The following is a 21,071-nucleotide window of genomic DNA, read 5'->3' as shown; positions in this document are numbered from 1 at the left end:
AGAACGGGCACGCTTGGCGCCACGGCCGATGCGGCGCAGCAGCGATACACGCGCGGGGCCCATTCGCCCGGCTCGTTAAGGTTGACTCCAGGCCGCGTTCTCAGGAAGCTGTAGGCGCATCCCCAACCCACTCTTCCAGGAGCCGCGGTGATCGAACAGAACAAGGCCCGCGTCCGCGAGTTTATCGACCGGGTGCTCTCCTCGGGCGAGGTCTCAGCGACCGGCGACTTCTTTCATGCCGACATGGTGGAGGAGGTCCCGCTCCCGGGCCAAGGCCCCGGGCTCGCGGGCCTGGAGGCGACCCTAACCGCGCTGCGGACCGCCTTCCCGGACATGCGTTGGCGCGTCGAAGAACAGATCGCCGAGGGGGACCGGGTCTTGACGCGGTTTGTCTGGGACGGAACCCACCGCGGCGACTTCTTCGGGATGCCGGCGACCAACCGCGCCGTGAGCGTGTGGGGCATGGTGGTCGATCGTTTTGAAGGATCGAAGATCCAATCGACACGGATCTTGATGGATACGATGTCTCTGATGCAACAGCTTGGGGCGGCGCCCGGATGAGCCTGGTTAGACCCAGGCGACGTGGTCGACGATTGGGTGGGCGCAGCGCCGGTCCCGATCCACGCTTCAGCGCGGTCCGGAACCCGGGAGAAGCACTGGCCGATGCAGCGTTCAGGCGCGAGCCATTGGGCTCGGCCTACTCACTCCATCGCCTTCTGCTTGATCGCGGCGGCCACCGTCGCTTCCAGCTCCTCGCCGCGGAGGCTGTCGCCCGAAGCAAGGATCTCGCCCGTATCGCCATCAATGAGCAGCGCGGCCGGGAGTGATCGGATCCCGAATGTCCCGGCGAGGGCCGACCGGAAGTACTTGCCGTCGTAGATCTGATGCCAGGTCATGCCGTTTTTGTCGGTCACGTCGTTGATTCTTTCCAGGGCGTCCTCCCGATCCAGGCTAACGCCGAGCACGTCGAAGCCGCTATCCTTGAATTTGTTGTAGGTATCGACCAGACCGGGCATCTCCTTCATGCAGGGCGCACACCACGTGGCCCAGAAGTCGAGCATCACGACCTTGCCCTTGTAGGTTGACTGCCACTGGATCGCGTCGCCGTCGGTCGACGTGACCTTGAAGTTTGGGACCTTCTTGCCGATCGATACATCGATCTGTGGCAGGGTTTCATCGACGTGCTTGCTGGATCGAACGAGCGTGAACGAGGACCCGTCGGGAGCGATGTTGCTGAACTCGTAGGTGACGCCGCCGATATTGAACGGCTTGCTGGTCTCGAACTCTTCTCCGGAAGCGAACTTGCCGTCCGCGTTCAGGTCGACAGCGAGCGACGACTTCGGCGTGGAAAAATCACCGGTGACCCATCGATCGACCAGTACCGTGGAGTACTCCTTATCGCCGAGCGCGACCTTTGCGTCCCGGTGATACTCGCTCCAGTAAAACAAGACTCTGGATTTTTCTTCCGGACCGCGAACGTCTTTCTTGTACATGCCCAGCACAAGTTGTCGCTCGGCGCCGCCGTAATTCATCGGCACCGTAACGTCGCCCGTCATGCGGGTCGACTGAACGCCGTCGGCGTTCTTGAAAGTATGCGCGACCCATGTTGGCGCAGGATCGTCGGTGAGGTCGCCGTTGGCGTTGGCGTCGACATAGAGTTTCGAAGCTTCACCGACCACGGGCTCGTCGATCATGAAGACGATTGTCTTCTCGAGTCCCTTCGGCCCGATCTCGATGGCGCCGTACCGTGCAGCCGCCGCGTCAGGGGTCCGGGTGACGCCCTCCGGCTTTTCTTCCGAGAACTGGAGGCGACGGCCCAGGTAGCGCCCGGTTGTGGACGTCGCACCGCTGTCCACTACGTCCAGCGTCACCTGGATATCCTGCGGGGCGGTCGCAGCCACCGCCGCCATGATCACGATCACGTAGAGCACTGTCATATTCTGTTCACCCGAGAATTTTTGTGTTTGCTTAGATTCAGGTTCCCAGCCCGACCACCAGCGCCGGGCTCAAGGCTCGGCGTGCGAGGGTAGGGCTCGGTAACGTCGCTGTCCGACCAGCATAGCCTGTCCGCGCAAGGGGGGGCAGAACGCCCGGCCCATCATTCCGGTGGCGCCGGCCGGATCCAGATGGCGGCGCCTCCGGACTTGAACATCTCGACCTCCAGCGAGGATTCGGCGGTGACCCTCTGCCGGCGGACCCCGACGTGCGTCTTGGTTTTCACTTTCGGGTCGTCGTAGTAGACGGTGGCCTCGTACTCCCGATCGGGCGCCAGGAAGTCCATCGGCAGGTTCGTTCGCCTCGGTTGGTCCGCGTTGATCAGTCCGATGAACCACTCCTGGCCGCTCCGTCGCGCGATGGTGGCGTACTCCCCGATTTCTCCCTCCAGCACACGGGTTTCGTCCCAAACGGTCTTCACTTCTCGGAAGAACTCGATCTCGGGCTCGCCCGTGTACTTCTCCGGGCCGTCGTACCAGAAGATCCATTGCAGCGGGCTGAACGAGACGACCGCCATCGCAAGCTGGTGGGCCCGCGTGGTCTGGATCCGAGGGCTGTAGTAGCAAACGGTGTAGTCGCCGATGCCGCACAGGTAGCGGGTGAAGGGGAGCGTGCAGTTGTGCGCAGCGGTCGGCATGCGCTCGTTGCCGCGGATCCCTTCGACCGTCATCAGGTTCGGGAACGTCCGATTGATGCCGTTGGCGCGAAACCCGTCGTGCACATTGACCATCAAGTGATGCTCGGCCGCCTGCGCGAAGGAGTCGGTCAGCCAACGGGTCTCCGCCTGCGGGCCGACCGGCACGAACCCGTACTTGACCCCCTTGATCCCCCACCGCTCGTAGAGCGGCAGGATCTCCTCGAGCTGGCTCTTGAGATGGATCTGATTGACGTAGACCAACACGCCAACGCCCCGCTCGTTGCCGTAGTCGACGACCTCCTGGATATCCAGCTTGCTGCTGCGAGCAGGCTCGACCCTGGTCGCGTCGGAGCTGCGACTCCGCTCTGGGCCGTACCAGTCGGCGTCGAAGTGGACGTAGCTCAAGCCCGCTGTTTTGGCGAAGTCGATCACCCCCTTGCCGCTTGCCGTGGTGAGCTCCGCACGCATCACCTTGCCGGGTTTGATCCACGAGGTGTCCGCGAGGCGGCAGGGTGGGCTGAGGTTGAGCAGGAGGTAGTTGTTCTCAAGCAGCTCGCCCGGCGTCTTGCCCACCAGCAACAGCCTCCACGGCGTCGCGTCGCCGGGACGCATCGACACCGAGGGGTCGTGGCGCATGTGCTCGGACTCGGTGTTGGTGGTTCGCCCTCCCAGCGCGCTCACGAGGGCGCCTTCGACGCCGTCGAGCGGCGAGAGCATCATCCGGGGGTAGTCGGTGTTGCCCGCCTCGCAGATCGCCGCGTACCCGCCGCCCGGCAGAACGATTGTCAGGGGCCGCTCGCAGTACGGCTTGATCTCGGAAACCGGGCGGAGCTCATAAGGGCCCTCGGTGCCGTGCTCCTCGTAGCCCTTGGTCCCCGACGGCAAGCGGAACTCGGTGTGCTCGCCCTCGAACTCTAAGCTGACGCCATCCTTCTGCTCACGCGGGAACTCGTACCGGACCGCGGCGCCCTCGTCGTAGGCCCGCATCACGACGTTGACCCTCAGGCCCGATCGGTGCTCGAGCCCGATAGTCATCTCTTCGTAGGCTTCTGGGATGTCCGCCCGCTCGCCGAATTCGAACCGCCATGAGTCACGCACCGAACGTCGCGAGTCGGCTACCTTCGTGAATGCGTCTGTCAGGGTTGGTTCAAACCCCAACCGCGACGGCGACAACAGCGCCCTGCCGTCTGTCGAAACGTGGTAGGCGGGCTCGCCGAGCTCGCTCAGGGAGAAGCCGATCGAGAGAGACCCGTTCGGCGAGGCGACCTTTGCCTCGAACGCGTCTGTGGCGCCGCAGGTAGCGGCAACGACAGCGGCTCCCAGCAGGAACCTTGTGTTGAGGGGCATTCTGGGACCTTTCAATGTTTCGCGGTTGAGTCTACTTCTCGCGAGATTGTAAACCGCGGCCATCACCGTGTCATTCTTCCCCGTAGGGGGCGACAAAGAGGCACGGCGGATGGACGCCGCAGCACGGGCCACGCGTGAATCGATAGGTCGCTGGCAGTCGCCGGGATCGATTAGGGCCGAGCTCCGGCGCCCCGGATGCGCCGCGACTTAGCGGCCGTAGCAAAGCGACTGCTCGGTGACTTGCAGGTCGTCGTCGAGAGGTCGGTTGGGGGCCAGCCCCAGAGTCTTGATGCGTGCGTGGTAGGAGCGGACCGCGTCGGCGGGCTCTGCCCCGCCGTCGGCGATCTGGCGTAGGTGCTCAACGAAGGCCAGTTGGTCTTCCGCCGAGTTAATCTTGCGGCCGAACAAGGCGACCCGCGCGCCGTGCCGGCGGGCGTCGGCCAGCAACTGGAACGCGTCACGCGTGGTGCCCGCCGAACCTCCCAACACGCCGACCACCAGGCTCGGGTCGTAGGCCACCAGCTCTTCGAGCGCCCTGGGACCGTTGTACGCAACCTTCAAGAACTGGGGCCGGCCCGCCGACGTAACGCCGGCCAGCGTCCGAGCGATGAAGTCGTTGACGAACGCCCCCACGTCGTCGATCGCGGGCGTGCTGGCGACGTTGGGATTGAAGACTTCGAGGAAGTACCTGAACCGCTTCTGCTCTGCCTCGACCCGGAACTGGGCGAACGCCTCAAGCGTACGCACGTCGGCCTCAAGGTCGCCCGTGGGGGTGATGCTGTAGAGCCCAAGGTCGACCCCCGGCCCCGGGAGCGACGCGTCCTCGACCAGCCGCCCGTGCTTGAGGTGGTCGAGGGTCGCCGTGCGGAACGGATGCGATGGCTCGCCGGTGTACCGGCCCCCGCGCACTACCCAGATGTCGGTCGAATCGTTGATGCGTCCCGCGGGGGTGACCGCCGACTCGCGGAACAGCCCTTCCTCGATCACCAACCGCTCGACGCTCGATGCGCTCATCAGCATCAAGTCGATGAGTCCCTGCTCGGACACAGCGCGGATCGCGTCGAGCAGTTCTGGCCGAGACTTGAGCGACCCGTCGCGCCGGCGACCCGGCGCGAGGCAACCGAACGCCATGTCCGCGTCCTTGGCGTCCGCCAGGATGAACGCGTTCGACCCGGTCGGATCGGCGCGGATCTCGGCCAGCTTCTCGTCGAGGCGTTTGGGTTGGGGAGGTTGCAGGTGGTTCATGGACAGATCGGCGCGGCTTGGCGGCGAGCGGCGGAAAGTAACGGGATGGCTGTTGGGGACAGGGGGACGTCTAGCGGTCTGGGCCGCTACCGATCGTAGCTCATCCGCTACTGGCTGTCGGCGGTCGGCACGGGCCGGCGCCTCTTCGAAGTCCTTCCGGCGGTCCGCTAGTCGCGGAAGCGGGCGGCTGATATGGCGTGCTTCTTGAGCAGCTTGTGCATCCCCTGCCGCGACATTCCTGCCTGCTCTGCGGCGTGAGAGACATTGCCTTGGTGCTGCTGCAGCAGGGAGATCAGGAACGCGTGCTCGGCCTCTTCGAGGGCCTGCTCGCGGCTAGCGCCGGCAGCCCCTTCGCGGCGGACCGAACGGTCTGGCGCAGACGCCAGCAGGGCAGGGGGTAGCGACGAGGTCCCGATCTGATCGGACCGCTCAAGCGCCACGGCCCGTTCGACTACATTGCGCAGCTCGCGGATGTTTCCCGGCCAGGCGTACCGCTTGAAGCAGTCCAGCACCTCGTCGGAGAAGCCCTCTACATGGGAATCGTTGGGACGCAGGTCCGTGAGGAACTTTTGGGCCAGCAGCACGACGTCGCCACCCCGCTGTCGGAGCGGGGGGAGTTCGAGGTGGATCACACTCAGCCGGTAGAACAGGTCGCGGCGGAACCGGCCGGCGTTCATCTCTAGCTCGAGGTCGCGGTTGGTGGCGCAAAGGAAACGCGTATCGACCTGTACGGGCTCGCTCTTGCCCACCGGGGTAAATGTCTGCTCTTGGATCACCCGCAGCAGCTTGGCCTGCAGCGGCCCGGGGAGCTCGCCGATCTCGTCAAAGAACGCCGTGCCGAGATGGCAGCGGCGCAGCAGGCCCTCCTGGTCCTTCACCGCTCCGGTGAACGAGCCCTTCACGTGCCCGAACAGCACCGACTCGAACAGCGTCTCCGGCACGGCGGTGCAATCGATCACCTGAAAGTTGTGCTGGGCCCGCGGGCTGTGACGGTGGATGGCCCGCGCGGTCACCTCCTTGCCGGTGCCGCTCTCGCCGGTGATCAGGATATTGGCGTCCGTCTTGGCGACGCGGTCGATCACGTCAAACAGTTCGAGCATCGGGGGACTGTCGCCGATGATCTCCGGGAACCGCGCCGCAAGTGCTCGTCGCTCGATCTCGTCGCGCTCGGCGGCCGGCGGGGCGAGTGGACGGCGGGCGAGGGCGCGTCGCACGCTCGAAAGCAGGTCGTCGAACCGCACGGGCTTCAGCAGGTAGTCGGCGATCCCCAAGCGGACGCTCTCGATGGCGGTCGGCAATGAGGGGACGCCCGTGACCACGATCAGCGGCGTGTTGGGCCAGCGGGCCCGCCCTTGTCGCAGCAGCTCAAGCTCCGCGTTGCCCGGCATGTTGAGGTCGGAGAGCACCAGGTCGAACGTTTCCCGCGACAGCGCTTCGACCGCCGCGCGGGCGTCGCCGACACACTCGCAGGAGTAGCCGGCCTTGCGCAGCAATTCGCCGGTCGTCCGCAGGTAGAGGGGCTCGTCGTCGGCGATCAAGATCCTGGCGGTCGGCGAGTCAGTCATGAGGGCCTTCTTCCGGTGTTCCGAAGCGGGCGGGAAACTGGGCAGTGAACCGGCTGCCGCGACCCACGTGTGACTCGACCTCGATTGCGCCCCCCATCGCCTCGATCAAGCTCCGCGAGACAGAGAGCCCCAAACCCATCCCCCCCTTCGGTTCGGCGCCTTTGGTGGAGAAGAACGGATCGAAGATGCGCGGCAGCACGTCCGTGGCGATGCCGGCGCCCTGGTCCGCAACGGCTACTCGGACCGGGTCGCTGGTTCGGTCGATGTGAATGGTCACCACCCCGTTGGCCGGCGAGGCCTGCACAGCATTGCGGATCAGGTTGTAAAGGATCTGCTTTACCTCCCCCTCGGGGAGTAACACCGGGACGGAGGGGCCGATCGATTCGATCTCCAGAACCACCTGTTGCTGGCGGACCACGCCGTCCAGCAGCGTCGCGATGCCCGCCACGGTCCGCTCGATATCGAACTCTTGCGCCGGCTGCGGGTGGCGCCGGTAGAGCTGGTACATCTGATGGATGATCGAGCTGATCCGTTCGATCTCGCCGTCGATCAGCTCTAGTAGGTCGTAGTGGGCGTGGTCGGGCGCCAAGTCCCCCTTGATCAAAGCGAACGCGTTGCGGATGCCGGCCAAAGGGTTGTTCACCTCGTGGGCGACCCCGGCCGCCAGCTGACCCAGCGCTGCCAGCTTCTCCATCTGGCGGCGGTGCCGCTCCAACTGAGCGATGCGGGCGGTCCGCTCCTGAACCAGTTGCTCCAAGTGTTCGGTGTGGAGCCGGAGCTGCTCGCGGAGCTCGTTCCGCTCCGTGATATCGCGGACACTGGTGCGGAAGCCGAGGCGCCGCCCCGCGTCGTCGCGCATCGGCTGCCACGAAACCGCCATCCAGCGCGTCTGGCCGTCGCGATGGATCGAGCGGAACTCCAGGTCGTTGCCCGAAGCGCCGCGCTGTGCGTCTTCCATCGCTTGGGCGATACGCTGACGGTCCTGGTCGGCGACCATGCGGAGCGGGTAGTCGCTCATCGCCAGGCACTCGACGGGGGTGTAGCCCGTGTGACGCGCCACCGCCGAGTTCACCCAGATGAGCCGCCCCCCCGGCTCGTGCCAGCTCTCCCAGTCGTAGGTAGAATCAGCCACCGCACGGAACAAAGCGTCACTAATCCCGTCGCGTCCGACGGCAGCGGCGGGCGTTGGCGTTTCTGGTCGGACAGGGTCGTGACCTGGTTTCACGGAGACGGTTCTATCCTTGGAACGGCTCAGAACGAACTCCCGTCTGCTCTATCACAAAGGCGCGGCGGGCCGCCATTTCAGCGTAACGTCTTTCGCCGCCGAATGATGAGGGTTAGCGGTGGAGGTGGCCTTCTCGTTCCGGCTGATAGAAGATGTCCACAATCCGCCAACGATCCACTCCGTCCCCTTGTCGGCAGTCTACCGTATCGCCGACCTCGCAGCCAATCAGGCTGCTCCCCAAGGGATCGAGCACCGATGCCGCATTGTCGAACAGGTCGACGTCTTCGGGGTAGACCACCGAGCGGGTCATCGTCGCTCCCGACGACTCGCTGACGAGCCGAACCATGGAATGCATGGTGACGACATCGTCCGGGACCGACTCGGAGTCGGTCACCTCAGACGACTCGAGCTGCCAAAGCAGCTCGTCTAGCCGCCCCCAAGGCGCCTGAGTCCGCGCCTCGTGGGACAGCAGCAGGCCTCCTAGTCGCCGCCGATCTGTCTCCGTGAACACTAGCGTTGGATTCATCGCTCTACCTCTTCAAGGCCGTGATATCCCTGGGAGCTTATCGATCCCTACGATTCTACCCGCACGCCCCTGAATCGGGCCAAGCGGTAGTGACTCCTGCGACATCACTCCCAAGGTGCTGGCTCTACGGCCGCCGGCGTCGAATGGTTGATCGGCTCTGGAGCTTGAAAATCCGGTGCGCCGCTCAGGACGATCGCTCGAAACCAGATCGCCAACGCGACGAAGGCTAGAACGGCCAGCTGGCCGCGGAGCGACGCCTCATCCGATTGCATTAGTCTCCCGACGGGTCGCTGAGAAGCAGAGAACGACATGACCGACGCCTCCTAGAAATGAACCGCACTGGTTTGTCTCAGCAACCTAGTAGGCAAACGGCGTGCCTCTTGAAAAGTTCGGCGGCGCACAGTCAATGCTAGTCCGCACGCGTCGCGGCAGATTGACAGTGTCGCCCAATGGCGACACCGCCAACGCCCGCCCCGTCCTTAGGGGAGGAAGCACGCGTACTAGGGGCTGACGCCTCCGGCCCGCCGAGGATGAGGAAGTTGTCCTGCGGCATCGCAATGCCGGACGGTTCTTCCTGCACATGGCACGCATATTGCGTTGAGTCAGTTCCGAGCGAAGCAGACGCCGTGTGGCCACCATTCGCCTTCTCCTCCTTCGGAGGCTCCCCATGACTACTTTACGGAGAGACAACCGCCTAGCACGCACCCATTCTGCCCCGGCTCGTACTAGCCGCGCGAGTCTAGACGCGTCGATAGGACATGCTCACTGCTTCGATCCGTCGCTGCCGGCGGTGTCGGACGACCCCGAGGACGCATTGATCACTCGGGTCGCGATTGTCGGGGCGGCCATCGCCCTAACGCCGTTTCTCTTGCTGCACGTCGTTTACTTTTTCTGGCCAGAGTTGTTCTCCACCCCGATCACGCCAAACTGAGCCACTCTTTAAAATGAAGCGGCGCCCCACCATGAAAGCGAAGCAGCACATCGTCATCACCAAAGACGACCATCGGCGGCTCGAAGACCTGTTCTTCAGCGACTTCGGCCGCGCCTTCCGCGACGCGTCGTACCTGCGTGCGCTGCGGGGAGAGCTGAATATCGCCCGCGTCGTCGAGGCGGAACAGGTTCCCCACGACGTGATCACAATGAACTCGGTCGTGCGTCTCCAAGAGGCAGGGGGAGGTGAGGCCGAAGTCTTCACGCTCGTTTTTCCTGAAGAAGCGAATATCGCCGAGGGCAAGCTCTCTGTCCTGGCCCCCATTGGCACCGCCATCCTGGGCTACCGGGTCGGCGACACGGTCTGCTGGGAGGTGCCGGGAGGGACCGCCAAGATGGTGATCGAAGCCCTGCTGTTCCAGCCAGAACGTGACGGCGTCGTTGCGTAGCGGGTCAAGTGCAAGGGGGCCTTCTCTGCGGCATGAGGCGAGCGTCCTGCTCGGCGAAAACCGGCGGCTCTAACCGAGGCGCGCCGCCGCAAGATAGCCGAGGCCCCGCATCGGCGGCGCGAGATGAACCTGAAGTTGCGGCGGCTGACGCTGCCGCTAACGTCCCCGGAGGTCATTGCTAACCAACGTGCGGACAAGTCTCACTGCGGGTGAAACAATTCAGTGAGCTGCTTCGAGGGGGGCGCCGACTAGAACTCAGCGGTCAGAGCCTGAACCACCAACTCGTCTATACAGCGCTCAACCATCGGCGGCTTCCGACGTGAGAGCGGGGTAGGTTACGCACAAACCCTCTACCCGGGCGAAGGGTGTCAGCTTGTGCGGCGTGATCCGCCCCGCCGAGAAGATGTCCTGCACGTCCCATCCCCGCACCAGCAGCGCGTCCCCGATCAACCGGCGGTGGCATCGCCAGGGGACGGCCTCGGCGCACATCAGCGCAGTTGGAACCGCGGCCGCCTCGGACTCGAGCAGGTTGAGGGCCGTTGAGAAGGGCTCGCTGAGCATGTAGTCCGCATACGCATTGAACGACTCGACGCGCCACCCGGTGTTGGGAGAGTTCGGCAGGCGCTCACGCCGGCGTCCCCCGAGGTCCGGGAAGTGGCGGTAACCGATGGCCGATCCGTGTAGCGCGTTCCGGAGCGCGTCGCCGCCAAACTGGGGCTGCCGACGCGAACCCGGGAAACGACGGACGTCCGCCAGCAGCTTGATCGACGAGCCGACGAGCAGCCCGAGGAATGCTTCGATCGTGTGGTTGGAGTGGCCGACGGTCCAGATTGTCTTGGCGTTCATTGCCGATCCTGGCTCGGCGCACCCTGTGCGCTGCCGGCTGTCGATTGTGGCGCCCACGGCGTCCCGTAGCGCCGCACCAGCATCCCGATCATCCCGCCGAACGTCGCCAACCAGGCGAGCAGCGCGACGTAGACAAACACGCGGGGGATCGACAGCAGGTACGGGGCGTCGAGCGCCCCGGCCAGCCGGAAGGTGCAAACCGTGTACATCCCCAGCGGGAAGACCGCGCCCCAGTACAGCGGGTCGTACGTCAGTCGAAACCGCTTGTAGACGTGCCGCCAGACACCCAAAGTCAGAAGCATGGGGATCCACCACGTAGCGGTCGCCCAGAAGAACAGCGTGAAGCCCTTCAGGAAGTGGGTTAGCTGGCCGAGGAGGGCCGAGCTATCGGCGTGGGCAATCAGCGACGCGCCCGCGAGCGTTGAGATCGCCATCGCGCCCATGTTGATCCAGTAGGGGGGCGCGAGGTCGGCCGGGCTCATGGGGAAGAAGGAATACCGGTAGAAGATCAGCGAGATGATCCAGATGTACAGCATCCCCCCGCCCAGCCACATGGCGAGCGCAAAGAACAGGACCTGTTCGGAGTACGCTCCGAAGCCATCAGCCAACATGCCGCCGAGCAACGAAACCCCCTGGGTTCCCACCACCGACACCAACCAGCCGCCGTGGATGCCCTCGGCAAGCGTCGGCTTTACTTCCTTCACCGCAAAGCTGGTGAAGATTACGTAGGTCAGCACGAACCACAGCCCCGTCGCCAAGCACCACAACCCAACCGCCACGCCACGCCACTCCGAGATCAGCAGGTACTGCACGCCAAGCACCGAGCAGGCCGCGACCGCGGTAAAGAAGCCCACGCCGCGGCGGTGGTCGATGAGGTCCTCGACGAACCGCGCAGGGAACAGGGCCAGCCGCACCGCGAACAGAACCGCGAGCACCAGGAAGGCCACGTTGTTCAGCCAGAACAGCCCGACAGCAATTCGCGGCATGCCCATGAGGGCGCTGGCGAGCGAGACGATGCCGGTCGCCATCACCAGCGCGAAGTAGGCGGGGTTGAGGGTCGCGATGTCGTCGAACAGCCGCTGCGTGCGCGTCGGCCGGCGGTCGCTCGGGGGCTCAATTGGGGGCCCAATCGAGGGTCCTGTCGGGGTGGCGGGAGTGGGGCTCATCGGTCGAGCAGGAAGAGGTACCGCAACAGCCCGGCGTTCAGCGCCAAGCAGACGGTGCTGGCCATGGCGGCTGGCCAGACGATCCGGCTATTCCCGCCGAGCCACATGTTCATCGTGGCGGTCAGCAGCCAGAGCTGCATGAGCACCAGCACCAACACGATGCAGAGGATGCCGTGAACGATCGTCAGGCGTTGGCCCCGTGTGCGATCTGGATTGCTCACGATGCTCCCTCCTCGACCGCGGTGGCGTAGATGGCATCTGCGTCGATCCGCAGCTTGATACGCGGCAGGGCGCGTCGCGGGGGGCCGGCCGTGGGCCGCCCGGTTGCGACATCGAACATTCCGCGGTGGCAGGGGCAGTGCAGGCGGTCGTGTTGTAGTTCCGGGATCACCGGGCACATGAGATGCGTACACTGGCTCGAGTAGGCCAGGAACTCGTCCTCCGACCGCCGGATCAGCAGGCACGGGTCGCGCTCGGTGGGGTAGTGGAAGGTTATCGCCTTGCCGACCTCGACATCGCCCACAGATGCGATCTTCTGCTCGGCCGTGGGGCCCCCCCGGAACAGGCTCAGCAGCCCGATCCAGAACTGCCCGCACACGAACGCCAGGCTGGTGAGCACCAAGAACTTGGTGAAGTCGCGGCGGGCGCCGTACTCGTCGGCGTCGACGTCGATCGGGAAGTCGCGGCGCCATTTGGGCTGCTCCTGTTCGGGGCGGCCGTCGGGGAATCGCGTTGAGGCTGGGGTGTCCGCTTCCACGTTGTGGTCTCCTTGGCCTACGAACATATGGGGAGCTCATAGAGCGTTCCGGACAGCATCGCGTCGTCCGCGTCGTCCTCTGCTTCATCGACAAACATCCCCGCGGCCACGTCCAGATGGGTGACCTTGGCGTTACGCGGGACCATCATGCGGACCTTCGTGCGGATCGTTTGCTGACCGAACTGGAACGAGTTGATCGGATGAGAGTTGGGCCGCAGCGCTTCGACTTCTTCCATCGTGCCAAAGTGGAGCGCCTGGCTGGGGCAGACGGTGGCGCACATCGGCTTCTTGCCCTCCGACGTGCGGTCGTAGCACATGTCGCACTTCATCATCAGTTCCATCCGTGTCTCCATCTTCGGCACGCCGAACGGGCACGCCAGCACGCAGTTGTTGCACGCGATGCACCGTGGCTTGCGGGCCGACTGCACCACGCCGTCTTCGGTGCGTTTGATCGCGTCGGCGGGGCAGACCTCGGCGCAGGTGGGCGAGTCGCAGTGCATGCAGACCACCGGCAGCGTCTGCGGCGACTCGTAGCGGTTGACGTACTCGAGGTGGATCATCGAATGCCCCTTGTGCGTGTCGCACTCGGAGCACGCCTGCACGCACGCCTCGCAACCGATGCACCGGTTGGGATCGATGAAGAAGAGCTGGTCCGCCGCAACAGGCATTGTCGCCCCTTACTGCTGGGGTTCTAGTTCGTCGGCGTAGTCGGGCGCCGCCGCGGCCTTCGCCACGCGCACCGCGCACACCTTGTATTCGGGGATCTTCGAGATCGGGTCTTGAGCCGCGATGGTGACCCGGTTGATGCTCTTCGCGCCCGACCAGTGGTAAGGCACGAACACGGTGTCCGGTCGGATGCTCTTGACGATCTTCGCCCGCAGCGTGACCTCGCCGCGTCGCGAGGCGACGGTGGTCCAGTCCTCGTCCGCGATCCCCAGCCGCGCGGCGAGCTTGGGGTGGATCTCTACACGCGGCGCCGGGTACTGATCGACCAGGGGGCCGATGCGCCGGGTCTGCGTGCCGCTGAGGAACTGGCTCACTACCCGGCCCGTGGTCAAGATCACCGGGTACTCGGCGTCAACATCCTCGGTAGGAGGGGCGTACTCGACCGTGTTGAAGCGGGCCTTCCCGTCCGGGAAATAGTACGGCCCGGCGCCTTGGGCCACCGGGTTGTACGAGCCCGGCTCGAACAGTCGGGGCGTGCCGGGGTGGTCGTCCGACGGGCAGGGCCAGCAGACGCCGTACTGCAGCTCGATCTTCTCGTAGGTGATGCCGGAGTAGTCCGCGATCCAGCCCCGGCTCGCCTCGCGCAGCTCGTCAAAGATCTCGCGGGGGCTCTGGAACTCGAATCCATGAGGCCGACCGAGCGCCGCGGCGATGTCCTGGATGATCCGCCAGTCCTGGGTGGCGTCCCCCGGCGGGTCGACCGCCTGGTTGATCTTGATTACCCGGCCCTCGATCTGGGTGACGGTCCCCTCGTCCTCTTCTTGTAGCGACCCGGGGAGCACGATGTCCGCGTGACGCGCGGTGTCGTTCAAGAAGAAATCGATCGCGGCGTAGAAGTCGAGCTTGTCCAGCATCTTGCCGACGAAGTTGCTGTCCGGCAGCGAGACCAGCGGGTTGAAGCAGATCGACAGCAGGGCGCGGATCTCCCCCCGGTCGATCTTGCGGAACAACTCGTACGCGTCGACGCCGGGCTGCGGAAGCTCGTCGGGAGCAACGCCCCACACCTTGGCGACGTGGGCGCGGTGCTCTGGGTTGATGAGGTCGCGCGCGCCGGGGAGCTGGTCGCACTTCTGGCCGTGTTCGCGGCCTCCCTGCCCGTTCGCTTGCCCGGTGATTGTGGCGTAGCCGCAGTTTTTGCGGCCGATCCGTCCGGAGGCGAGCACGATGTTGATCGCCCCGAGCACGTTCTGCACCCCGTGGCTGTGGTGCTCGATTCCGCGGGCGTGCATCAGGAAGCTGGTGGACGCGGTCCCCCACCACTCGGCGGCCTGCTCGATCAGCTTCTCGGCGATCCCGGGCAAACGTGGATGCCGGCGCCGTAGAGCAGGTTGTCGTTGGGGTCGCGGTCCAACCGCAAGTCATCGGGCGACTCGAAGTCCCGCTCAGTCCCTTCGTGGCGACATCGCATGCCCGCCTCGGCGATGGCAGCTTTCCAAAAGCGCAGAAGTCGATTTTACTTCGACCAATCCGGCCGCGGGCTGTTTTGAAACGGTTGACTCCGCTTCGGCGGCCCGAAGGCTCGGCTTAGGCTCTTCACCTACCGAGCCCAGCGCCCGGGGGCTCCTACTCGACGCGACCCTGTGCGTCAGGGCGAGCGAATTGCTACTTGACGCGCGGCTTCCTACACTGAAACCGAAGAAAAGGCCGTACGGCGCCGACAGCCAAAGCCTTCTGATGCGTTCACCCTTAGGAATATCCTGCTGGCTGGCGCCGGCTGTGTTTGTGGCGTCGCTCGGTTGCGATCGGCCAGGTGGTAGGGAAGTCACCGCGTCGGCAGACCGGCCAGAAGCAACGGCCGCAGCGCCAGATTCAATGCCTGAGCCGGAGCCTGGCGCGTCAGGCTCGTGGGTCGATGGCTGGCCCCCGGCGCCAGACACTGCGCCGTCTGCCACCGCGAGGGAGAGATCGCCCCGTTCTCGCTGCTCACGTACCAAGACGCCCGCCGACGCGCCAAACAGATCGCCCTGGTCGTCGGGCGGAAACTGATGCCACCCTGGAAGCCGGAGCGCGGCGCAGACGCGTTCCGCCACGCCCGCCAACTGAGCGATGAGCAGATTGAGACGCTCACCTGTTCTGGTTGTCCGTGCTATCGCACTACCTCCACGTCGAGGGCCGGGCCCACGCAGCGGCCTAGAAGCGAGCAACATCGCAATAAAGCCCCCGGGTAAGTGGATGGAATGACGCAGCGCCGTTCTCGCGTGCATCCCTTTCCTAGTCCACTCGTCCGCGCGTTACCCACCGTGTCGCGTAACAGGGGGAGCGCAAGAACTTACGTCTGCCGAGCGACCTCACGCCTACTTGTTCGCCGCCGCGCGGGGACGTTTCCACTCGATTGGCGTGTGCCGCCGCACGCGGAGTTGAACTCGTTCGGCTTTGGCGACCGCCTCGCGGCTCGACCACCCGTGCTCTGCCATCATGGCCGCGGCAACCCCGGCGGCGCATCCGCTCGACCACTCGATCGGGTGGAGCCTGGTGGCGGAGTTGGCTAGAAACGTCTGGGCCATCGTCTTTCCGGCCACCAGCAGGTTGCCGCGCCCGTCGTTGGTCAGCGACCGCAACGGGATGTAGAAGGGAAGGGTAGGGTGGTTCACCTCGAGCGAAGCGGGGTAGCTGCAGCCGACGAGCGGGTGGATGTCGGCCGCGTAGGCGCCCAGGGCGACGCGGTCTGGGAACCTTGTGCCGGTCTGTTGTGAAGCGGGGCCGATCAGGTCGCTGACACGCAGCACAAAGCCATCGACCCCCACCGATCGACGCGTGTCGCGGATGTACGGCAGCTTGGCGAGCCCGTGGGCGGCGCCAAACACCTGCGGGGCGAGGGTGATCTGATCGGGATCGATCCCCTCCGGCGCCGCGTTGCGGAACCACTCGTGCCAGGCGAGGGCGCGCTGTTCGGCAGCCGCCAGCACGTTGGTGTCTACACCGCCGCGCCAGTCGGCGGTTTGTCTCGCCGTGTCGGCCTTGGAAAGGAAGACGTAGCCGAACGGGTAGTCGTTCCCCCCCTCGCCGGCGGAGCCCTCGTAGCCCCAGTTTTGCAGCGTCAGGTCGCCCGGCGAGGGCTTGTCCTGAGCGCCGCGCAGCCGCCGATAGGTCCAGATCCGCTCCCAGGCGTCGGGCTTGTCGCGGTAGGCGCCCAGCCCGAGGTTGTCGATCTTCGGCATGGTTGGATGCTTCGCGACCGGCGCGGCGTGCATCTCTTGAACAAACCCGTACGTGATCGCCTGACCGCAGCGGTCGTTGGAGGCGGTCTCCCCTTCCTCGGCCTCGGTCCCTTGCAGATAGGGCGCCCCACTAAGGGCGAGCAGCTCGCCCCACTCGGTGGCGTCGACGAAGACGGCAGGCTTCTGCGCAGACGCGGCCGTAAATCGCAGCACCCGCTTGGCGAAGCGGGGGGAGTCCTTCTCCGAATACCAATCGGCAAGGTCCTGGGAAGGGAGGCGGTCGTACCCGCCGTCGGGGGTGGACGGACGCGGCGTACGCTCGATCGCCGTGAGGCTGGTGATCTGGCCGGACTCGGGATCGACCGACGCGCGCTTGACGACCGTGTTGCGGAAGACGGTCAGCTTTCCGGAGAGCGACCGCTCACGCGGCTCTAGGCAGCCCTCGAGCAGCACGCGCGGCTCGAAGCAGTAGCGGCTGACCCAGCCCCGACCCGGGTTGCCGATCTTGGCGAGCGCTTCGCGAAAGAACGGCGTCATGTTCGCCGGGTCGCGCGCGACGCGGGCGACGTCCAGCAGCACCTCTCCCGTGTCGGGGTCGGTGAGCTTGTGCCAGGCCTCGTCTACCGCCGGCACTCCCGAGGAGGTGAGCTGCCCCCCGATCCAATCGGTCGGCTCAAGCAGCGCGGTCTTCGCCCCCTCTTCCGCCGCCGTGAACGCGGCGGCGATCGCCGCGGTCGAGCCGCCGGCGATGACCACCTCGAATTGGGTGAGGACTTCGGTTGGCGCGGCGGCCGGCATCGGCCGCACCATCAGCGCCACGGCGAGGCCAACGAGCCACGCCGGCTGGATTACCGCGTGCCTCATCGGCCGGGGCCCTTCGAGCTGAGCTCGATCTTGAAGTCTTCGATCCCGTCGGCGGGGACCTCGACGGTCAGACCGCTCATGCCGGAGCGGGTGTACTTGATCGGGATGAGCGATGGACCGAGAGAGACTTCGCCCACTTGCTTGTCCGCCTGGGCTTTCGGATCGTGCCCCTTAAAGCAGAGGACGCTCACCTCGTGATTGCCAACAAGCGCGCCATCCCCGGGGTGGAGGGACGCCATGGTGAAGGCGCCGCCCTCTTTTATCTCTCCTTGCGCCGGAATCCCCTTGCTCGGAGAGAAGAGCACAACGCCAAAGTCAAGTGGTTTGCCATTCAGGGTCACATGGCCCGACACAGGCGCAAGATCGGGTCGTTCGCCGCACCCGATCGGTGCGGCCATTAACACGGCGCCTACTATGACGCTGAATCTAGAGCGAGCTGGACTCAACCTCCCCTCCATCAACGGTGGCAAGCGAACGATACAGGTCTCGTTCCACATCGTCGGCGATCGTATGAACGCTGCCGTCAACGAATGCGAACTGCGTCACTCCAGGATGAAAGCTCCCCATCGGGAGCACGTTCCACACAGCGGTGACATTGCGCTGTCGACAGGTGTTGGGAGTGCTTTCCAATGACTTCACGCCGTAAATCGACGGGATCGTGGAAAGACTCGGCTGAGACCCCGCGAGGTACCAAGGCCGGACATTGCTCGTGGGATCGGCCAAAGGGGGGATGGCGCAGTCACTATGTACGAACTCACCGATCAACGCCGTCTTGCTCTGGCCATCCGTGATCTGCCGAGCCTTCCGCTGTTTCCCGTAGTACTCGGCTCCGCCGGCGCCCGACCTAACCTCGATGGTAAATGGCCCATTAATCGACGATCCGTCGGACAGCAGATCTTCCTGGTTCGATCCCCCAGTAAGGGCGCCGCCGACCCCAGCGTACGTGACAAGCGCGCCGTTCTGGTACTCGAAACCGAAAGGAGCGTCTGACTTTATCTTCGGGTTGGTCCATGAAGGACAAACAAATCCGTCGACCACGATATTCGCGGCGGGGTCCGAATAAGGGCTGCCGGTGTAGTCGAACACAATCTGGTTGTACGTCGATTGCTCCTCCATGTACTGGAGCAGCTCGGTGAACACGCCGCGCTTCTGGAAGTTCCGCGACGGCGGCGCCGGCGGCTTGCCGGCGTAGCCATAGGGGAGCTTCTCGCCAGAGCTCCCCATGTAGTTTTGGCACGCAAGCCCCATCTGCTTCAGGTTGTTGGAGCACTGGGCGCGGCGTGCCGCCTCGCGGGCGGATTGAACCGCCGGCAACAACAGCGCGACGAGGATGCCAATAATGGCGATCACGACCAGCAGCTCAACGAGCGTGAAACCGTGGCGGCGAGCAAGAGAATACGACATCGCAGCGTGCCCTCGTCCTGGGGTGCGTGAGTGGAATCTTACCGGGCCCGTCGCGTCAATCCCAGCCCCGCAGCGCCCAAACAGAGCAGCAGGGCTAGCGAAGCGCCCGGCTCAGGAACCGCCGCGCCCCCCACGGCGCCCGTCGCTGGAAGGCCAAAGTTGGTCTTCCAGGTGTCGTACTGGGCCGTGTCGATCGTCCCACCAGTGGGGTCGTTCGGCAGCACGGCGGCTGTGCCGAGGTTGTCTCGCCAGACGGTGTAGTCTGCCGCGTCGACGAAGCCATCGTCGTTGTAGTCGCCCGGAGTGCCTGTTGACGGGACAATGCCGGTGGCGTCTTCAAAGGTGGTGGCGAGGCGGATCTCGTCAAAGAACGCGGCGCCCGACTGGCCGGGCGACTCGTACTTGCTTTGAGTGAACGGGTTGAGCGTGCTGAAGATATCCTGGTCACTGATCACTACGGTCGGGGCGCCGAGAGGGTTCAGCGTGTCAGGGTCGGCCCAGATCGATAGGTTTTCGTTGCCGGACGTATTGATTTCCAGCTTGACCAGCACCAGGCGGTTGTTGTTGGGGCCGGCGTCAGCGATCAGCACGTTGTTCGCGAGATTCGTTCGGAGAACGAGGTCCGGGATGCCATCGCCGGCGGAGTCGTCAAAGCCCACCTGCAAGCCGTTGCCGCCGGCGTCCGTAAAGCCCCCCACCACAAACGTGCTCGTGGCCGCTGCGGGCGGATCTGCCCAGCCGAGCCGATTGACCATGATGCTAAACCACCACTCGGAAGACTCTGGGGTTGGGTTGAGCTGCCGGGTGATGTTGCGGTCACCGGGTGAGTTCCCGACGCCGAGCCACTGCATCCGCCCTCCCTGCTCGTACGTGACTGCGGGGGAGTTCTCGCCGGTGGCGTTCACTTGAAAGTTGCTCGTAGTCCCGGTGTGTGGAATTCCGAAGCCGTCGATGCTATTCATTCCGACCCAGCCGAGCGCCGCGGGGCCCTGGGTGCGGATGTCGGCAACGATCGGCGCCACGGTAGGCGCAGGAGAATACTGACCCGCGGGACGGTCATCCCCTGTGAGGAACGGATCGTAGGCCACGAGAACCGCATCGGCTCGGCCGGCCCCGAACAGCAACACGGCGGCGATCAACGCAGCGGACGATCGGAACGGACAGCCAGGAGAGGCCATGAAACTTCTCTCGGTGAAAGCGGCTTGGGAGGAACTGGGAAACAAAGCGCGTCGAGGGCGGGGCCCACTGCGACCGCCACGCCACCAATGACTTAAAGCGCGGGGGCCGCGCCCGGGTGGCGCGGCCCCCACAACGGCATTCTTACTTACGGCGGACAACGGCAAGGCCGGCCGCCGCGCAGGCCATGAGCACGCAACTCGCGGGCTCGGGCACCGGCACACCGATCAGGCTCGGCAGGTCGGTCGCGAGACGGATCTCGTCCCAGTACGTGACGCCCGACTGGGCGGGAGACTCGTACCGTGACTGCGTGAAAGGGGTCAACGAGTCGCTAACGTTGAAGCTGTTGAGCACTAGGCTCGGGGCGCCCAATGGAGAGACGGTCGAGGGGTCGGTCCAGACGCTGATGGTGTCGTTGCCGGACGTATTCACGTCGAGCTTAACAATGACGAACTGGTTGTCACTGGAAGGGGCGTCAGCCAGCAGAACGGTATTAACGCCCCCGGCGCGCAACACGAGGTCTGGGATGTCGTTGCCGGCCGTGTCGTCGTAGCCGACTTGCAGGCCAGAGTTGCTGGCGTCTGTAAAGCCGCCGACCGCGTACTGATTGCCGATGAAGGATGCCGAAGGCCCCCACCCAAGGCGATTGGTCATGATGCTAAACCACCAAGTCGACGAGGCAGGCGTTGGGTTCAATTGGCGGGTGAGGTTTCGGTTGAAGACAGAATTGTTGGACCCGAGCCACGCCAAGCGTCCGCCTTGCTCGTAGCTGACCGCGGCAGAGTCTTCGCCCGTGGCGTTTGCCTGGAAGTTGCTGGTGCTGCCGGCGTGGGGAACACCGAAGCCGTCGACGCCCATGGTGCCGACCCAACCGAACGCCGCGGCGCCCATCGTTCGCATGTCAGTACTGACCGAGTACTGTCCCGCCGCGCGGTTGTCGCCAATCAAGAAGGGGTCGTAAGCGACCAACGCGCCGTCCGCGATGGGCACGACCATCAGCGCCAACAACGGCGCAAAGCAATAACGTGTCATTAGAACAATCTCCCAGGTGTACG

21 protein-coding genes are annotated in these 21,071 nt (G+C 64.9%); 3 read left to right on the top strand and 18 right to left on the bottom strand.

Annotation, left to right across the window (positions count from 1 at the left end):
- Positions 1–147 precede the first annotated feature (147 nt).
- Complete coding sequence (locus tag Pla175_RS10920) at positions 148–561, top strand: ester cyclase (RefSeq protein ID WP_145284198.1); 414 nt, start codon at positions 148–150, stop codon at positions 559–561.
- Between the two features lie 140 nt (positions 562–701).
- Here Pla175_RS10920 and Pla175_RS10915 read toward each other — a convergent pair whose 3' ends face one another.
- The 6 genes from Pla175_RS10915 to Pla175_RS10890 all read right to left on the bottom strand — a co-directional run bounded on the left by Pla175_RS10915 (position 702) and on the right by Pla175_RS10890 (position 8,540).
- Positions 702–1,937 (bottom strand): TlpA family protein disulfide reductase, encoded by a 1,236-nt coding sequence (locus Pla175_RS10915; protein WP_145284195.1) that lies wholly within the window; start codon positions 1,935–1,937, stop codon positions 702–704.
- Between the two features lie 161 nt (positions 1,938–2,098).
- A complete protein-coding gene (locus Pla175_RS10910; protein ID WP_197527421.1) occupies positions 2,099–3,979 on the bottom strand; it encodes a glycoside hydrolase family 97 protein in 1,881 nt (626 codons plus the stop codon).
- Positions 3,980–4,186: 207 nt separating this feature from the next.
- Positions 4,187–5,224, bottom strand: a complete 1,038-nt coding sequence (locus Pla175_RS10905) for a beta/alpha barrel domain-containing protein (protein WP_145284189.1) — start codon at positions 5,222–5,224, stop codon at positions 4,187–4,189.
- A 167-nt stretch (positions 5,225–5,391) separates the two neighbouring features.
- Entirely contained in the window at positions 5,392–6,789 is a 1,398-nt protein-coding gene (locus tag Pla175_RS10900; RefSeq protein WP_145284186.1) for a sigma-54-dependent transcriptional regulator, read from the bottom strand.
- Complete coding sequence (locus tag Pla175_RS10895) at positions 6,782–8,014, bottom strand: PAS domain-containing sensor histidine kinase (protein WP_145284181.1); 1,233 nt, start codon at positions 8,012–8,014, stop codon at positions 6,782–6,784. The genes Pla175_RS10900 and Pla175_RS10895 overlap by 8 nt, the downstream gene beginning before the upstream one ends.
- 112 nt (positions 8,015–8,126) lie before the next feature.
- Positions 8,127–8,540 (bottom strand): GreA/GreB family elongation factor, encoded by a 414-nt coding sequence (locus tag Pla175_RS10890; protein ID WP_145284178.1) that lies wholly within the window; start codon positions 8,538–8,540, stop codon positions 8,127–8,129.
- A gap of 667 nt (positions 8,541–9,207) precedes the next feature.
- Between Pla175_RS10890 and Pla175_RS10885 the strand changes: the two genes are divergently transcribed.
- Both Pla175_RS10885 and rnk read left to right on the top strand, forming a co-directional pair.
- On the top strand, positions 9,208–9,471 hold the full coding sequence (locus Pla175_RS10885) for a hypothetical protein (protein WP_145284175.1): 264 nt from the start codon (positions 9,208–9,210) through the stop codon (positions 9,469–9,471).
- Positions 9,472–9,502: 31 nt separating this feature from the next.
- Complete coding sequence (gene rnk, locus Pla175_RS10880) at positions 9,503–9,919, top strand: nucleoside diphosphate kinase regulator (RefSeq protein WP_145284172.1); 417 nt, start codon at positions 9,503–9,505, stop codon at positions 9,917–9,919.
- A 297-nt stretch (positions 9,920–10,216) separates the two neighbouring features.
- Here the strand turns inward: rnk and Pla175_RS10875 are convergent, their stop codons facing one another.
- The 12 genes from Pla175_RS10875 to Pla175_RS10825 form a co-directional block, all read right to left on the bottom strand.
- Positions 10,217–10,765: a DUF488 domain-containing protein gene (locus Pla175_RS10875; protein WP_145284169.1), complete on the bottom strand. Its 549-nt coding sequence runs from the start codon at positions 10,763–10,765 to the stop codon at positions 10,217–10,219.
- Positions 10,762–11,931, bottom strand: coding sequence for a tellurite resistance/C4-dicarboxylate transporter family protein (locus Pla175_RS10870; RefSeq protein WP_145284165.1), 1,170 nt, complete (start codon positions 11,929–11,931; stop codon positions 10,762–10,764). Before Pla175_RS10870 ends, Pla175_RS10875 begins: the two co-directional genes overlap by 4 nt.
- A complete protein-coding gene (locus Pla175_RS10865; protein WP_197527420.1) occupies positions 11,928–12,152 on the bottom strand; it encodes a DUF6755 family protein in 225 nt (74 codons plus the stop codon). Before Pla175_RS10865 ends, Pla175_RS10870 begins: the two co-directional genes overlap by 4 nt.
- The gene (locus tag Pla175_RS10860) at positions 12,149–12,688 is read right to left on the bottom strand and encodes a QcrA and Rieske domain-containing protein (RefSeq protein WP_197527419.1); all 540 of its coding nucleotides are present in this window, start codon (positions 12,686–12,688) and stop codon (positions 12,149–12,151) included. The genes Pla175_RS10865 and Pla175_RS10860 overlap by 4 nt, the downstream gene beginning before the upstream one ends.
- A 17-nt stretch (positions 12,689–12,705) precedes the next feature.
- Positions 12,706–13,356, bottom strand: coding sequence for a 4Fe-4S dicluster domain-containing protein (locus tag Pla175_RS10855; protein WP_145284159.1), 651 nt, complete (start codon positions 13,354–13,356; stop codon positions 12,706–12,708).
- 9 nt (positions 13,357–13,365) lie between these two features.
- Entirely contained in the window at positions 13,366–14,715 is a 1,350-nt protein-coding gene (locus Pla175_RS10850) for a molybdopterin oxidoreductase family protein (RefSeq protein WP_197527418.1), read from the bottom strand.
- On the bottom strand, positions 14,691–14,822 hold the full coding sequence (locus Pla175_RS26765) for a hypothetical protein (protein WP_261342814.1): 132 nt from the start codon (positions 14,820–14,822) through the stop codon (positions 14,691–14,693). Before Pla175_RS26765 ends, Pla175_RS10850 begins: the two co-directional genes overlap by 25 nt.
- Positions 14,823–15,708: 886 nt before the next feature.
- On the bottom strand, positions 15,709–17,436 hold the full coding sequence (locus Pla175_RS10845) for an FAD-dependent oxidoreductase (protein ID WP_145284154.1): 1,728 nt from the start codon (positions 17,434–17,436) through the stop codon (positions 15,709–15,711).
- Positions 17,433–17,834, bottom strand: coding sequence for a hypothetical protein (locus tag Pla175_RS10840; RefSeq protein WP_145284149.1), 402 nt, complete (start codon positions 17,832–17,834; stop codon positions 17,433–17,435). The genes Pla175_RS10845 and Pla175_RS10840 overlap by 4 nt, the downstream gene beginning before the upstream one ends.
- A gap of 28 nt (positions 17,835–17,862) precedes the next feature.
- A complete protein-coding gene (locus tag Pla175_RS10835) occupies positions 17,863–18,840 on the bottom strand; it encodes a DUF1559 domain-containing protein (protein ID WP_145292049.1) in 978 nt (325 codons plus the stop codon).
- 38 nt (positions 18,841–18,878) lie between these two features.
- A complete protein-coding gene (locus tag Pla175_RS10830; RefSeq protein ID WP_145284145.1) occupies positions 18,879–20,018 on the bottom strand; it encodes a hypothetical protein in 1,140 nt (379 codons plus the stop codon).
- Between the two features lie 142 nt (positions 20,019–20,160).
- Complete coding sequence (locus tag Pla175_RS10825; RefSeq protein ID WP_145284142.1) at positions 20,161–21,048, bottom strand: hypothetical protein; 888 nt, start codon at positions 21,046–21,048, stop codon at positions 20,161–20,163.
- Positions 21,049–21,071: the final 23 nt, after the last annotated feature.

This window comes from Pirellulimonas nuda, assembly GCF_007750855.1.
GTDB lineage: Bacteria > Planctomycetota > Planctomycetia > Pirellulales > Lacipirellulaceae > Pirellulimonas > Pirellulimonas nuda.
Note: the sequence above shows the minus strand (reverse complement) of the source record. Positions and strands in the feature narration are given on the sequence as shown.

Coding starts and splice junctions, on each gene's coding strand:
- Pla175_RS10915 (WP_145284195.1), bottom strand. CDS start 1,937: ATGACAGTGCTCTACGTGATCGTGATCATGGCGGCGGTGGCTGCGACC.
- Pla175_RS10910 (WP_197527421.1), bottom strand. CDS start 3,979: ATGCCCCTCAACACAAGGTTCCTGCTGGGAGCCGCTGTCGTTGCCGCT.
- Pla175_RS10905 (WP_145284189.1), bottom strand. CDS start 5,224: ATGAACCACCTGCAACCTCCCCAACCCAAACGCCTCGACGAGAAGCTG.
- Pla175_RS10900 (WP_145284186.1), bottom strand. CDS start 6,789: ATGACTGACTCGCCGACCGCCAGGATCTTGATCGCCGACGACGAGCCC.
- Pla175_RS10890 (WP_145284178.1), bottom strand. CDS start 8,540: ATGAATCCAACGCTAGTGTTCACGGAGACAGATCGGCGGCGACTAGGA.
- Pla175_RS10885 (WP_145284175.1), top strand. CDS start 9,208: ATGACTACTTTACGGAGAGACAACCGCCTAGCACGCACCCATTCTGCC.
- rnk (WP_145284172.1), top strand. CDS start 9,503: ATGAAAGCGAAGCAGCACATCGTCATCACCAAAGACGACCATCGGCGG.
- Pla175_RS10875 (WP_145284169.1), bottom strand. CDS start 10,765: ATGAACGCCAAGACAATCTGGACCGTCGGCCACTCCAACCACACGATC.
- Pla175_RS10870 (WP_145284165.1), bottom strand. CDS start 11,931: ATGAGCCCCACTCCCGCCACCCCGACAGGACCCTCGATTGGGCCCCCA.
- Pla175_RS10855 (WP_145284159.1), bottom strand. CDS start 13,356: ATGCCTGTTGCGGCGGACCAGCTCTTCTTCATCGATCCCAACCGGTGC.
- Pla175_RS26765 (WP_261342814.1), bottom strand. CDS start 14,822: ATGCGATGTCGCCACGAAGGGACTGAGCGGGACTTCGAGTCGCCCGAT.
- Pla175_RS10845 (WP_145284154.1), bottom strand. CDS start 17,436: ATGAGGCACGCGGTAATCCAGCCGGCGTGGCTCGTTGGCCTCGCCGTG.
- Pla175_RS10840 (WP_145284149.1), bottom strand. CDS start 17,834: ATGGCCGCACCGATCGGGTGCGGCGAACGACCCGATCTTGCGCCTGTG.
- Pla175_RS10835 (WP_145292049.1), bottom strand. CDS start 18,840: ATGTCGTATTCTCTTGCTCGCCGCCACGGTTTCACGCTCGTTGAGCTG.
- Pla175_RS10830 (WP_145284145.1), bottom strand. CDS start 20,018: ATGGCCTCTCCTGGCTGTCCGTTCCGATCGTCCGCTGCGTTGATCGCC.
- Pla175_RS10825 (WP_145284142.1), bottom strand. CDS start 21,048: ATGACACGTTATTGCTTTGCGCCGTTGTTGGCGCTGATGGTCGTGCCC.